Source organism: Bradyrhizobium guangxiense (assembly GCF_004114915.1).
GTDB classification, from domain to species: Bacteria; Pseudomonadota; Alphaproteobacteria; order Rhizobiales; family Xanthobacteraceae; genus Bradyrhizobium; species Bradyrhizobium guangxiense.
Genome location: NZ_CP022219.1, coordinates 1,653,250 through 1,665,931, shown reverse-complemented (window position 1 = coordinate 1,665,931; position 12,682 = coordinate 1,653,250). Strand labels below are relative to the sequence as shown.

12 protein-coding genes are annotated in these 12,682 nt (G+C 65.7%); 4 read left to right on the top strand and 8 right to left on the bottom strand.

Going from position 1 to position 12,682, the window contains the following annotated elements; genetic code table 11:
- Positions 1–11 precede the first annotated feature (11 nt).
- The 3 genes from X268_RS07900 (at position 12) to X268_RS07890 (ending at position 1,912) form a co-directional block, all read left to right on the top strand.
- Positions 12–383, top strand: a complete 372-nt coding sequence (locus tag X268_RS07900; RefSeq protein WP_020608151.1) for a helix-turn-helix domain-containing protein — start codon at positions 12–14, stop codon at positions 381–383.
- Between the two features lie 323 nt (positions 384–706).
- Positions 707–1,528, top strand: a complete 822-nt coding sequence (locus X268_RS07895) for an enoyl-CoA hydratase (RefSeq protein ID WP_128924404.1) — start codon at positions 707–709, stop codon at positions 1,526–1,528.
- Positions 1,529–1,630: 102 nt separating this feature from the next.
- Positions 1,631–1,912: a hypothetical protein gene (locus X268_RS07890; RefSeq protein WP_128924403.1), complete on the top strand. Its 282-nt coding sequence runs from the start codon at positions 1,631–1,633 to the stop codon at positions 1,910–1,912.
- 48 nt (positions 1,913–1,960) lie between these two features.
- Here X268_RS07890 and X268_RS07885 read toward each other — a convergent pair whose 3' ends face one another.
- The 8 genes from X268_RS07885 to X268_RS07850 form a co-directional block, all read right to left on the bottom strand.
- Positions 1,961–3,040, bottom strand: coding sequence for an isocitrate/isopropylmalate dehydrogenase family protein (locus X268_RS07885; RefSeq protein WP_128924402.1), 1,080 nt, complete (start codon positions 3,038–3,040; stop codon positions 1,961–1,963).
- Positions 3,041–3,169: 129 nt separating this feature from the next.
- Positions 3,170–4,237 (bottom strand): alcohol dehydrogenase, encoded by a 1,068-nt coding sequence (locus X268_RS07880; RefSeq protein ID WP_128924401.1) that lies wholly within the window; start codon positions 4,235–4,237, stop codon positions 3,170–3,172.
- A gap of 81 nt (positions 4,238–4,318) precedes the next feature.
- The gene (locus X268_RS07875) at positions 4,319–5,290 is read right to left on the bottom strand and encodes an ABC transporter ATP-binding protein (protein ID WP_128924400.1); all 972 of its coding nucleotides are present in this window, start codon (positions 5,288–5,290) and stop codon (positions 4,319–4,321) included.
- Positions 5,287–6,279 (bottom strand): ABC transporter ATP-binding protein, encoded by a 993-nt coding sequence (locus X268_RS07870; protein ID WP_128924399.1) that lies wholly within the window; start codon positions 6,277–6,279, stop codon positions 5,287–5,289. The genes X268_RS07875 and X268_RS07870 overlap by 4 nt, the downstream gene beginning before the upstream one ends.
- Positions 6,276–7,148, bottom strand: a complete 873-nt coding sequence (locus X268_RS07865) for an ABC transporter permease (RefSeq protein WP_128924398.1) — start codon at positions 7,146–7,148, stop codon at positions 6,276–6,278. The genes X268_RS07870 and X268_RS07865 overlap by 4 nt, the downstream gene beginning before the upstream one ends.
- Entirely contained in the window at positions 7,135–8,085 is a 951-nt protein-coding gene (locus X268_RS07860) for an ABC transporter permease (protein WP_128924397.1), read from the bottom strand. The genes X268_RS07865 and X268_RS07860 overlap by 14 nt, the downstream gene beginning before the upstream one ends.
- A 7-nt stretch (positions 8,086–8,092) precedes the next feature.
- A complete protein-coding gene (locus X268_RS07855; RefSeq protein WP_128924396.1) occupies positions 8,093–9,637 on the bottom strand; it encodes an ABC transporter substrate-binding protein in 1,545 nt (514 codons plus the stop codon).
- Positions 9,638–9,769: 132 nt separating this feature from the next.
- Positions 9,770–10,966 (bottom strand): CaiB/BaiF CoA transferase family protein, encoded by a 1,197-nt coding sequence (locus X268_RS07850; protein ID WP_128924395.1) that lies wholly within the window; start codon positions 10,964–10,966, stop codon positions 9,770–9,772.
- Positions 10,967–11,159: 193 nt separating this feature from the next.
- Between X268_RS07850 and glgA the strand changes: the two genes are divergently transcribed.
- Positions 11,160–12,575, top strand: a complete 1,416-nt coding sequence (glgA, locus tag X268_RS07845; protein WP_128924394.1) for a glycogen synthase GlgA — start codon at positions 11,160–11,162, stop codon at positions 12,573–12,575.
- Positions 12,576–12,682 lie beyond the last annotated feature (107 nt).

The window sequence follows — 12,682 nt, the reverse complement described above, 5'->3', positions numbered from 1 at the left end:
CGGCGAAAAGAATGAAGCAGCGCAGCGCCGGCAAGCCGGATATCGAGCTTGGCAAGCGGATCCGTCTGCGGCGCGTCGAGATGAAGATCTCGCAGGCCGAGCTCGGCGAAAAGCTCGGCGTCAGCTTCCAGCAGGTCCAGAAGTACGAGAAGGGCGTCAATCGCGTCGGCGCGGCTCGGCTCCAGCAGATTGCTTCCGCCCTCGACGTGCCCGTGACCTTCTTCTACGACGGCGACAACAAGGCGCGCGAAGTCGAGAGCCTGCTGTTCCTCGATTCGGCCTTCAGCCTCCGCCTGCTGCGCGCCTACAGCAAGATCAAGGACCAGACGGTTCAGCGCCAGCTCGTCTCGCTGATGGAATCGATCGCAGCCAACGAAAGCTGAGATCGACCGACGGTCCGTCTTGACCGCCGATCTTCAATCCGCCGCGTCACAGGGGCGCGGCCGGATTGAGCGGGACCGGATCGCATGTCATTGCGTCCGCCTTGGCCCGCGCGCTTTCTGCGCGCGGCCTTTGCTTCCAGGGGCGGTCTGACCGCCCTTTTTTGTTGTCGAATGGCCCGCCATTCCTCCCCGTCTTGCGAACGTCGTTCCATCGCCGCCATGCAATGGCGGCACAGGCGGATGCAAGCCTCCTCATCTGCCGCCGTTGACCGCGGCAACGCCCCCGCAGCACATTGCCCCTTGCAACGATGAGCGAGCGCGCGATGCCTGACATGTCCAGCACGATCGAAACACCTTACGCCGACGGCAAGATCCTCAAGCACGCGGCCGGCGGCGTCGGCGTGATCACCTTCAACAACCCCGACAAGCGCAACGCGATGTCGCTGGAAATGTGGGAGGGATTTGGCGAGGCGCTGACGGCCCTGCGCGACGACGAGACGGTGCGCGTCGTGATCCTGCGCGGTGCCGGCGGCAAGGCCTTCGTCTCTGGCGCCGACATCAGCCAGTTCGAGAAGGTCAGGCACAACGCGGCGGCGTCCGAGGAATACGCCAGGCGCAGCGCCGCCCAGCGCGCCCTGCTCGCCGACTATCCCAAGCCGACGATCGCCTGCATCGACGGCTATTGTCTCGGCGGCGGCATGCAGGTCGCCATGCTCGCCGACATCCGTCTCGCCTCGCATGGCAGCCAGTTCGGCATTCCCGCGGCGAAACTCGGCATCGCCTACGGTTTTGATGGACTGCGGCACCTGGTGTCGCTGGTCGGCCCGTCCTGGGCGCGCCTGTTGATGTACACGGGCATGCGGATCGATTCCGCCGAAGCGCTGCGCATTGGTCTCGTCGAGCGCGTGTTTCCAGTCGACGAGCTCTGGGGCGAGACCATGACGATTGCCGAGACGATCTCGCAGAACGCCCCGCTCGCGATCGAGGCCGCCAAGATCACCATCGCGCAGGTGCTCAAGGACGAGAGCCGGCGCGACATGGAAGCGATCAAGGCGATCGGCAACGCCTGCATGGACAGCGCGGATTTTCGCGAGGGCCGGCAGGCCTTCATGGAGAAACGGAAGCCCCGGTTCCAGGGGAAGTAGCTGAACCCCTATTCAGGAAGATTAAATTCTTCGCGCAGCTCTCTGCGGAAGCAACCAGTTGATCCACCGATAGTTCTCCCGCCACCAATGAGGGAGATCGCGATGACATTCAAATTTGCTGTTCTTGGTCTGGCTGCGCTGGGCGGCGCGGCGCTGGGGTCGGGGCAAGCGCTCGCGGCGATGCCGAACGGCATTCCGCAGGCCGACGGCATCGCCAGCGGGCCGGCCGCGAATATCGATCAGGTCCGCATGGTCTGCAACGCCTGGGGCCGCTGCTGGTGGCGACCGAACTATTACGGTGCCTATGGCTATTACGGCCCACGTCGTTTCTACGGGCCACGGCCATATGGCTATTACGGCTACCGCCACTGGCGTCGCTGGTAAACGACGAAGGGCGGCCCCGAGGGCCGCTTTTTCGTGTGCGCACTCTGATTACAACGCGCCCAGCACGGCTTTGGTGATGTCGGCGGTGCCATTGCTGCCGCCGAACTCCATCGGCTTGATGCCGCCGGCATAGACCCGATCCACCGCACGCTCGATCGCCTCGCCCGCTTCCGCCGCGCTCTCAATGCCGTGCTTGTCGGCGAGCCAGTCGAGCATCATCGCCGCCGACAGGATCATGCCGGTGGGATTGGCCTTGCCCTGCCCCATGATATCGGGGGCGGTGCCGTGGCACGGCTGGAACACGGCGTATTTGTCGCCGATGTCGGCCGACGGCGCCATGCCGAGGCCGCCGATCAGGCTCGCGGTGATGTCGGAAACGATGTCGCCGAACATGTTCTCCATCACCATCACGTCGAAATCCCAGGGCCGCTTGACCAGCATCGCCGAGCAGGCGTCGACATAGAGCCGGTCGGTCTTCACCCCTGGATGCTTCTTCTCGATCTCGTCGAAGATGCCGCGAAAGAATGCGAACGCCTTGAACACGTTTGCCTTGTCGACGCAGGTGAGCATCCCGGGCTTGCCGCGCGCCTTACGCCGCTCGGCGAGGCGGAACGAGAACTCGAACAGGCGCTCGGACGTCCTGCGCGTGATCACCATGGTCTCGCGCGCGTCCTCATGAGTGACGACGCCCTTGCCCATCGAGGCGAACAGGCCCTCGGTGGATTCACGGATCACGACGAGATCGATGCCGCGCTGGTCGGCACCGACGATCGGGCTCGGCACGCCGGGAATGAGGCGCGCCGGCCGCACGCCGGCATAGAGATCGAAGATGAAACGCAGCTCGATCTGCGGCGCGATCTCGGTATTGTCGGGATAGCGCACCGATGGCAGGCCGCAGGCCCCGAGCAGGATCGCATCCGCCTCCTCGCAGAGCTTGATCGTGGAGTCCGGCATCGACTTGCCGGTCGCGAGATAATTGTTGGCGCCGGCCGGCGCCTCGGTGAAGCGGAAGCCGAGACCGGATTTTTCGCCGACCTTGCGCAGCACCTCCAGCGCCGGCGCCATGACTTCGGGACCGATGCCGTCACCGGCGAGCACGGCAATGTGGAAGGCGTTGTTTGCGGACATGGGGTTCCTGTATCGGATACGTCATCCCGGGGCGGCTCGAAGAGCCAAACCCGGGATCTCGAGATTCTCAGGTGCGCAATTGCGCACCATAGTTCGGTCCTTCGGACCGCCCCGGAATGACGGAGGTTGTTACGGCATCAGCACCGTGCGGCCGACCACCGCGCCCTGCTGCAACTGCACCAGCGCGTCATTGGCCTTGGCGAGCGGGGCCGTCGTCACCGGGATCGGCGGTACCTTCTTGCTGCGCACGAGGTCGAGCAGCTCCTGCGTCTCGCGCAAATTGCCGACATAGCTGCCCTGGATCGTCACCGCCTTGATCGGAATCAGCGGCAGCGCCCAGGTCGCGCCGCCGCCGAACAGGCCGACGATGACGAGCTTGCCGCCCTTGGTCAGGCAATCAAAACCGAGCTGCGTCGTGGCGGCATTGCCGACGAGATCGATCACGGCGCGGATCGGTCCGCCCGCCTTCTTGGCAAGCTGCTCCAGCGCATCCGGCGCCTTGGGATCGACGGTTGAGAGCGCGCCGGCCTTCTCCGCCGCCTCGCGCTTCCTGGCGTCGATGTCGACCATAATCGCGCCCTTGCCGCCCATCGCCTTCAAGAGCGACAGCGCCATCAGGCCAAGGCCGCCGGCGCCGAACATCACGATCGGTGTGTCGAAATGCTGCTCGACCTTCTTCAGCGCGCTGTAGGTGGTGACGCCGGAGCAGGCATAGGGCGCGGTCGTCGCCGGATCGAGCCCTCTCAAATTGAGCAGGTAACGCGGATGCGGCACCAGCATGTGGTCGGAATAGCCGCCGTCACAATAGACGCCGAGCGAGCGTGGCGTCAGGCACATGTTCTCGTCGCCGGCAAGGCACGTGGCGCATTTGCCGCAACCGATCCAGGGATAGACCAGGCCAACATCGCCAATCTTGAGGTCGCCCTGGTCGGTCGGCTTCACGTCGGGACCGAACGCCAGGATTTCGCCGACGGTCTCGTGCCCCATGGTCAGCGGCAGGTTGATGCCGCGATCCTTCAGCGACAGCGGCTTTCGGCCATGGCCGAGATCGTAGCCGCCTTCCCAGATGTGGAGATCGCTGTGACAGACACCGGCCGCTTTCACCTTGATCAGCACCTGCGTGCCCGATGGCTGCGGCGTCGCCTCGTCGACCTCCTGCAGCGGCGCCTTGAAATCGGCAACCTTGAAACTCTTCATCGGCATCCTCCCGGCATGCTTGTCCTTGTCGCCACCATGCCATGGGTGGCGTGACGAGACAAATTCGAGTGCTGTCTTAGTTTAGGCCAGCGGATGGTGGCAAGCCGCGAACTGGCCGGGCCCAACTTCGCGTAACTCCGGTATCTCCGCGCTGCATCGCTGATCGGCCCGCGGGCAGCGGGTGCGGAAGCGGCAGCCGGACGGCGGCGCAATCGGCGATGGCGGCTCGCCCGCTGCCACACTCTCGGCGGGACGGATATCCGGGTCGGGCACCGGGATCGCCTGCAACAGCAGGTTCGTGTAGGGATGCCGAGGCCTCGCGAACAATTGCTCTGATGGCCCGACCTCGCAGAGCCGGCCCAGATACATCACCGCCACGCGGTCGCTGACCGCTTTGACCACCGCAAGGTCGTGCGCGATGAACAGCAGCGTCAAGCCGAAGCGCGTCTTCATCTCCTCCAGCAGGTTCAGGATCTGCGCGCGGATCGAGACGTCGAGCGCCGAGACCGGCTCGTCGCAGACGATGAACTCCGGGTTGAGCACCAGCGATCGCGCGATGCAGATGCGCTGGCACTGGCCGCCGGAGAACTCATGCGGCAGGCGGTTCGCCACCAGATCAGGATCGAGCCCGACGGCCGAGAGCACCTCGTGAACCCTGCGCTGGCGCTCGGCGGCATCCCTAACGCCGGCGATGATCAGCGGCTCGGCCACGATATCGCCGATGCGACGGCGCGGATTGAGCGAGGCGATCGGGTCCTGGAAAATGAGCTGCACGCGACGGCGCATCTTGCGCAGCGCCTCGCCCTCCATCGCGGTGAGATCCTCGCCGTCGAACAGCACTCGTCCTGATTTGGCCCGGCGCAATTGCAGCACTGCGCGCCCCAGCGTCGACTTGCCGCAGCCGGATTCGCCGACCAGCCCCAGCGTCTCGCCGCGCGCGACCCGAAGGCTGACGCCGGAGACCGCATGCACGGCCTTGTTGCCGAGGCCATATTCGACGACGAGATTGTCGACGCTCAGGAGCGGCTCGGTGCGCACGGCAAGCTGCATCATGCGCCAACGCCTTCCGCGATCCGGATCGGGTGGAAGCAGGCATAGAGATGATCGGGCATCTCGGCACTCGTCAGTTCGGGCTTGGCTTCACGACAGCGGCCGACCGCATAGCGGCAGCGCGGCGCAAAGGAGCAGCCTCGCAGCGGCCGGGTCGGATCGGGCGGACGGCCCGAGATGGCCGGCAGCGGCGTATGCGGCGCGGCATCCAGCTTCGGGATCGCCGCCAGCAGCGCCTCGGTGTAGGGCATGTGCATGCGCTTGAACAAGGCTTGCGTCGGCGCGCGCTCCACTACCCTGCCCGCGTACATCACCGCGACCTCGTCGGCACGGCCGGCGACGACGCCGAGATCGTGGGTGATGATAATCATCGCCATGTGGCGGCGGCGCTGCTCGCGGGCGAGCAGATCGAGGATCTGTGCCTGGATGGTGACGTCGAGCGCGGTGGTCGGCTCGTCCGCGATCAAGAGCTTCGGCTCGCAGGACAGTGCGATCGCGATCGCGATGCGCTGGCGCATGCCGCCGGAGCATTGGTGCGGATATTGCGGGAGCCGCTGCTCCGGCGCGGGAATGCCGACGGCCGCCAGCAGCTCGATGCTGCGCTTGCGTGCCTCCGGGGCATCGAGCTCGAGATGCTCCTGGATCGTCTCCATCAACTGCGTGCCGATGGTGAGCACCGGATTGAGCGAGGTCATGGGGTCCTGGAACACGACTGCGAGGTCCCGCCCGCGCAGCCGCCGCAGGCTTTCAGGCTCAAGCCGCACCAGATCCTGGCCGTCGAACATCACGCGGCCGGTCAGCTTCGCCTTCTTGGGCAGCAACTGAAGCACGGCGCGCGACAACATGGTCTTGCCGCAACCGGATTCGCCGACGATGCCGAGCGTGCGGCCCGCCGCCAGCGACAGGTCGACATGATCCACCGCGCGCAAATTGCCGCGGGGCGTCGGCAGCTCGACCACGACGTCCGCGATGGTGAGCAGCGGGGCGCTCACAGCGCCCCCTGACGTGGGTCGGTCAGCGCCCGCAAGGTGTCGCCGACCAGGTTGAAGGCCAGCACGGTGAGGAACAGTCCGGCCGCCGGCAGGAACGCCAGCCGCGGCGCGACGTCGAGGCTGTCGCGCCCCTCGCCGATCATGCTGCCCCAGCTCGCCATCGGCGGCGGCACGCCAAGACCGAGGAAGGACAGCGCGCCCTCGACCACGATAGTGACGGCAACACCGAGCAGGAAGAAGGCCAACAGCGGCAGGATCACGTTCGGCAACAACTCGCGCAGCAGGATGCGCGCATGGCTGGCGCCGAGCGCCTCGGCCGCGATCACGAACTCGCGTCGCGCCAAGGTCAGCGTCGCCGCCCGCGCCACGCGCATGAAGGCGGGAATGCCGAGCACGCCGAGGATCAAGGTGAGGTTGGGGACGGACTGCCCGAGATAGGCGGTCACGGCGAGCGCGAAAATCAGCGGCGGAAAGGCGAGCAGCACGTCCATGCTGCCGACCACCAATGTCTCGAACCGGCCGCGGAAATAGCCGGCGAACAGGCCAAGCGCACCACCGATGGTGAGGCCGATCATCGGTGCGATCAGCCCGACCGTCAGCGACGCCCGCGCGCCAAAAATCAGGCGGGCGAGCTCGTCGCGGCCGAGCGCGTCGGTGCCGAGCCAGTGCTCCCCGGAGAACGCCGCGCGACGCTCCAGCATGTCCATGTCTACCGGATTCTGCAGCGGCAGCACCGGCGCGAGGATTGCGAGCGCAAGGATGATTGCGAGCCAGGCGCTCGCGATCCAGAACAGCAGGCCGAGCTTGCGCTTGCGGCCGGCCGATACGGGCGCCGCCTCATCCTGCAGCGAGAGCTCAAGCGTGGCCATGGCGGATCCTGGGGTCGAGCACGGCATAGAGCATGTCGACGATGAAGTTCACGAGGACGAAGCCGCATGCGACCAGCAGCACGACGCCCTGGAGGATGACGAGGTCGCGGGTGTAGATCGCCCCGACCAGGAGCCGGCCGATTCCGGGCAGCGCAAAGATCGATTCCACGATCAGCGTGCCGCCGAGCAGGCGGCCGATATTGATGCCGGTCACCGTCACCAGAGTCAGCGAGGACGGCTTCAGCGCATGCACGAACAGGATGCGCGCGGGCTTGAGGCCCTTTGCTTTCGCGAGCGCGATATAGTCCTCTTGCAAGGTCGCGATCATGTCGGAGCGCAGCACCCGCATGATGCCCGGCCATTCCGCCAGCGCCAGCGTCAGCGCCGGCAGCACGAAGAAGCGCAGATTCGCCAGCGGCTCCTCGGTGAACGGCACATAGCCGGTCGCCGGCAGCCAGTGCAGCTCGACCGCGAACAGATAGATCAAGAGGATCGCCACCAGGAAGGACGGCATCGACAGCATCGCAAACGCGCTGCCGGTCATGAAGCGGTCGAAGGCGCTGCCGGCGCGCGCAGCGCAGGCGATCGCGACGGGAACGCCGATCAGGAGGCCGATGAACTCCGCCATCAGCATCAGCTGAAGCGAGACCGGAATGCGCTCGGCGACCGCCTGCAGCACGGTCTGACCGGTGCGGAACGAGCGGCCGAGATCGCCCTGCAGGACATGGCCGAGCCAGCTCAGGTAACGCCACCACAGCGGCTGGTCGAGCCCCATGTCACGGCGCAGCGCCGCGACATTCTCCGGCGTCGCCTGGTCGCCGAGGATGACGAGAGCGAGATCGCCCGGCAGCAGCGAGGCGATCAGGAATGTCAGCAGCGAGGCGGCGAGCAACACCGGCAGCATGCCGAGCAGCCGGCGAACGACAAAGTTCAGCATCGCACCGTCATTCCAGCCAGGTGGTCGAGACGTCGATCACGCCATTGTAGATCTTCGGGAAGCCCTTCAGCTTGGCGCTCGACAGCGCGTAGTAGGTGTTCTGGAAGGTCCAGAACCAGATCGCCTCCTTGTTGATCAGGCGGCTGATGGCGCAGTAATCCTCGGTGCGCTCGCCGAGATCGGGAGTGACGCGCGCGTGGTCCAGGAGCTTGTCGAGCTCGGGGTTTGAGTATCCGGCGAGTGCGAGCGGGCTGCCGCTGCGGAAATTCGCGTACATCTGCGGATCGGGATCGGCGAGATCGACGATGCGCCACGGCGTCATCTGGAACTGGCGGGGGAAGGCGCGCGATGGAATGGTGGCCTGGTCGACTTGCTCGATCTCCATGTTGGCGCCGACGCGCTTCCAGAATTGCTGAAGCACCTGGCCGACCATCCGGCCGCGCGGCGTCGCGGTCACCAGCATCTTGAACTCGACCGGCTTGCCGTAATCCTTGATCAGCGCCTTGGCCTTCTCGACGTCGAACGGCAGCGCGCCGTCGTCCTTGCACTTGACCCAGGAGCCGTCACCGTATGGATTGGTCGCGGGCCGGCTCAGGCCGTTGCTGATCGCCTGCGACATCTTCGGACGATCGAGCGCCATCACCAGCGCCTGGCGCACGCGGACGTCGTCGAACGGCGCGACCTTGGTATTGAAGGCATAGACCGCAGCGCCCGAGCCCTTGTAGGTGTGAACGGTGAGCTTGGGGTCCTTCTGCGCCCTCGTGATGTTGTCGGCGTCGGCTTCGTCGTCCCAGATGATGTCGGCCTCGCCCGATTGCAGCGAGGCGAAGCGCGACTGCGCGTCCGGAAGCGGCTTTAAGATGATGCGGTCGAGATAAGGCCGCCCCTTGTCCCAATAGTTCGGGTTCTTCTCCAGCACCATGCGGTCGCCGGCGGTCCAGGATTTCAGAATGTAGGGACCGGTCCCGACGGGATTGCGGTTATAATCGTCGCCCTTGGTCTTCCAGGCCGTCGGCGAGTGCACGACGTTGTTCTGGCTCTGGATGGTGATCGTCGCCGGCAGGTTCACGCTAGGATCGGTCAGATTGTAGACGACCGTGTATTCGTCCGGCGCCAGCACTTCCTTGATGTTGGTGATGTAGAAGGCACAGCGGCACTTGTTGGCGGGATCCTTCTGCCGGTCGAAATTCTCCTTGAAGGCCTGCGCATTGAACGGCGTGCCGTCGTGGAATTTCACGCCTTCGCGCAGCTTGAAGGTCCAGCTCTTGTAGTCCTCGGAATGCGTCCAGGACACCGCGAGCTTCGGCGCGGCCTCTCCCTTCTCGTTCAATGTGGTCAGCGTGTCGAAGATAGCGGCGGCAGCGGTGAAGGTTGAGGTATCGTAGACACCGACCTTGAGCGGATCGAAGCCGGCGATATCCAGCTCCTGGCCGACGGTGATGCTGCCGCCGGACTTCTGCGCCTGCGCGGGCTCGGCCGGAGGAAGGACGGCAAATGCCGCAACAAGGAAAATCGGCGCGTGCTTGCGCGCCGCAGCAGCAATCTTCGTCATGGTTCCTCCCGGGATCCCTCGTCCGATGTTTCGGATCGTTGAATGACTGGGAGGCGAGATTGGCGACAAATGCTCGCGACGGCAAGAGGAACGCACGAGAGATCACATGCCGCAGGTGCGGCGCAACGGTGCTCAGAACGTCGCGGCCGTTTTGCCTATCGGAATTGGCGCGTCATCCGCGACGCCGATCTCGTCGCGCAGCGCATCCGTGTGCTCGCCGAGCACGGCCATCGTCCTTGCGGGCGTGATGTCGGCCGCCGACATTCGGAACGGCAGGGTGAGCACCTTGAAGGAGCCGCCCTCGTCCCGCACCTCTGTGAGCGCCTGCCGGTGCGCGAGCTGCGGATCGTTCAGCGCCTCGGACACGGTGCGATAGGCCGACGCCGGCACGCCGGCCGCGCCGAGCGCAGCGAGACAGGCATCGGTCGTGAGCTGCCGCGACCAGGCCTCGACACCGTCCATCACCTCGGCCCAGTTCTCGCGGCGCGGGGCATAGGTCGAGAAGCGCGGATCGGAGATCCATTCGGCTCGGCCGATCACGCCCATCAATCCCTGGAACGTCTTCTCGCTGGCGACCGTGATCATGACATAGCCGTTCGCCGTTTCGGTCGGGCCGAACATCGGGCGCGGCGGCGGCTTCACTGCGAATTGCGCGCTCTGCAATTCGGTCAGCGTCAGCGACAGCATCGTTTCCAGCATGGACACGTCGATATGCTGGCCGAGCCCGGTCACGGTCCGCTGATAGAGCGCGGAGGCGATTGCGCCGAAGCCATAGGTGCCGGTGACGACGTCGGCGTGATAGATGCCGCAATAATCGGGGCGGCTGCGGCCGGGCTGGTAGGCGAGATGCGCCATGTCGTAGCCAGAGGCGGCATGGATCACCGGCGCATAGGCCGGCAGCTCGGCCGAGGGGCCGGTCTGGCCGTAGCCGGAGATCGAGCAATAGATCAGCCGCGGGTTGACGGCGCGCAGGCTGTCGTAATCGAGCTGCAGCCGATGCATGACGCCAGGGCGGAAGTTCTCGACCAGGATGTCTGATGTCGCGGCCAGCCGGCGGACGACCTCCTTGCCGTCAGCGGATTTGAGGTCGAGCACCATGCTCTTCTTGCCGACATTGAGTTGGCCAAACGCGGTGCTGCACCCCTTGCGCAGCGGCGGCCGGGTCCGCATCGTCTCCCCGCCGTCGGTCTCGATCTTGATGACCTCGGCGCCCATGTCGGCAAGCATCCGCGCGCAATGGGGACCGGCGATCGTGGTCAAAAAATCCAGGCCCCGCAGGCCCGCCATGATCTTTGTCAAAGTCCCCTCATGCTTGTCTGGTAGCTGCATGCTTGCTCACGTCCTTGGGTCGCTTCGGAACAATCAATGTTCTCTGTTGTTGATGCGGCGACCCTAGAGGGCGGCGGCTGAGTAGGAAAGTGTTTACCGAACAGACGTGCCGCGTGGGCGGGCTTTGGAATTCCAGCACAACTGGACCCGTTCTTGCATAGGAGCAAGCGGGGTCTGAAGAGGGCGGCTGTTCTTGAGGGTCTTGTTCGTCACCACGGAGATGGACGACTTTGTCCGCGTCGGCGGACTTGGCGCCGTTTCCGCAGCCCTTCCCCGAGCCCTTCGCCCCTTCGCCGATATCCGGGTCATGCTACCGGGCTATCGCGACATCATCGAGCAACTCACGCACATTCAGATCGTCGGCCGCTGCCCGGCGTTCGCGGAAATGCCGGCCTGCACGCTCGGTCGGGCCGCGACCAAGGACGGCCTACCGGTCTACGTGCTGTTGTGCTCGCAACTCTACGACCGGCCCGGCAATCCCTATGGCGACGAGTCCGGGCGCGACTGGCCGGACAACGACATCCGCTTCGCGCGCTTTGCCTCGGCAGCCGCTGAGCTCGCCATGGGCACGCTGGACAAGAATTGGGCAGCAGACCTGATCCATGCCAATGACTGGCAGGCCTCGCTGGTGCCGGCCTATCTCGCCTGGCGCGGGGCCAAGCTGCCGTCGATCCTGACCATTCACAACCTCGCCTATCAGGGCCTCTTCCCGAAGGACTCGCTGCGGCGGATCGGCGCACCGGAGAGCTCCTTCCACATCGACGGCATCGAGTTCTACGACCAGCTCTCCTTCCTCAAGGCGGGGCTGGTCTACGCCTCGCACCTCACCACGGTCAGCGGCACCTATGCCCGGGAGATCACCACGGTCGAGTTCGGCTGCGGCCTGGAGGGCCTGCTTCGCCTGCGCTCGGACGCCGCCGAGCTCACCGGCATCCTCAACGGCATCGATGAGAGCTGGGACCCGCGGTCCTGCGCCCAGCTCGCCCAGCAGTTCGGCGCCGGCGACTGGGCCGGCAAGAGGGCCAATGCGGATTACGTCCGTAAGCAATTCGGCCTGGCGGTCTCGCGCGGCCCGATGTTCGGCATCGTCGCGCGCCTGGTGCACCAAAAGGGCATCGACCTCGTGCTGTCGGCGGCCGACGAGATCGTCGACGCCGGCGGGCAGATCGTCGTCACCGGCTCCGGCGAGCCGGCGCTCGAACAGGCCCTGATCGACGCGCATCGCCGTCGCCCCGACGCCATCGGCGTGGTGATCGGCTTCAACGACGCCCAGGCCCGCCGCATCTTTGCCGGCAGCGATTTCACCCTGATGCCGTCGCGCTTCGAGCCCTGCGGGTTGAGCCAGATGTACGCCCAGCGCTTCGGCTCGCTGCCGATCGGGCACCAGACCGGCGGCCTTGCCGAGACCATCACCGACGGTGAGACCGGCTTCCTGTTCTCCAAACCCTCGCGCGATTCGTTCCTCGGCGGCGTGCGCCGGGCCTTCTCCGCCTTCATGGCGCAAGACCAGCTCGACACCATGCGCCGCAGCGCCATGGGACGGTCGTTCTCCTGGACCATCTCGGCCGGCAGCTACAGCGCACTGTACCGCAAGCTGGCATCGGTGTGAGGAAGCGCTGTCATTCCGGGGCGCGCCGCTTGGCGCGAACCCGGAATCCATCGTTCCGCCGGAATGCTGGGAGAAATGGATTCCGGGTTCGCGCTCCGCGCGCCCCG

Coding starts and splice junctions, on each gene's coding strand:
- X268_RS07900 (WP_020608151.1), top strand. CDS start 12: ATGAAGCAGCGCAGCGCCGGCAAGCCGGATATCGAGCTTGGCAAGCGG.
- X268_RS07895 (WP_128924404.1), top strand. CDS start 707: ATGCCTGACATGTCCAGCACGATCGAAACACCTTACGCCGACGGCAAG.
- X268_RS07890 (WP_128924403.1), top strand. CDS start 1,631: ATGACATTCAAATTTGCTGTTCTTGGTCTGGCTGCGCTGGGCGGCGCG.
- X268_RS07885 (WP_128924402.1), bottom strand. CDS start 3,040: ATGTCCGCAAACAACGCCTTCCACATTGCCGTGCTCGCCGGTGACGGC.
- X268_RS07880 (WP_128924401.1), bottom strand. CDS start 4,237: ATGAAGAGTTTCAAGGTTGCCGATTTCAAGGCGCCGCTGCAGGAGGTC.
- X268_RS07875 (WP_128924400.1), bottom strand. CDS start 5,290: ATGATGCAGCTTGCCGTGCGCACCGAGCCGCTCCTGAGCGTCGACAAT.
- X268_RS07865 (WP_128924398.1), bottom strand. CDS start 7,148: ATGGCCACGCTTGAGCTCTCGCTGCAGGATGAGGCGGCGCCCGTATCG.
- X268_RS07860 (WP_128924397.1), bottom strand. CDS start 8,085: ATGCTGAACTTTGTCGTTCGCCGGCTGCTCGGCATGCTGCCGGTGTTG.
- X268_RS07855 (WP_128924396.1), bottom strand. CDS start 9,637: ATGACGAAGATTGCTGCTGCGGCGCGCAAGCACGCGCCGATTTTCCTT.
- X268_RS07850 (WP_128924395.1), bottom strand. CDS start 10,966: ATGCAGCTACCAGACAAGCATGAGGGGACTTTGACAAAGATCATGGCG.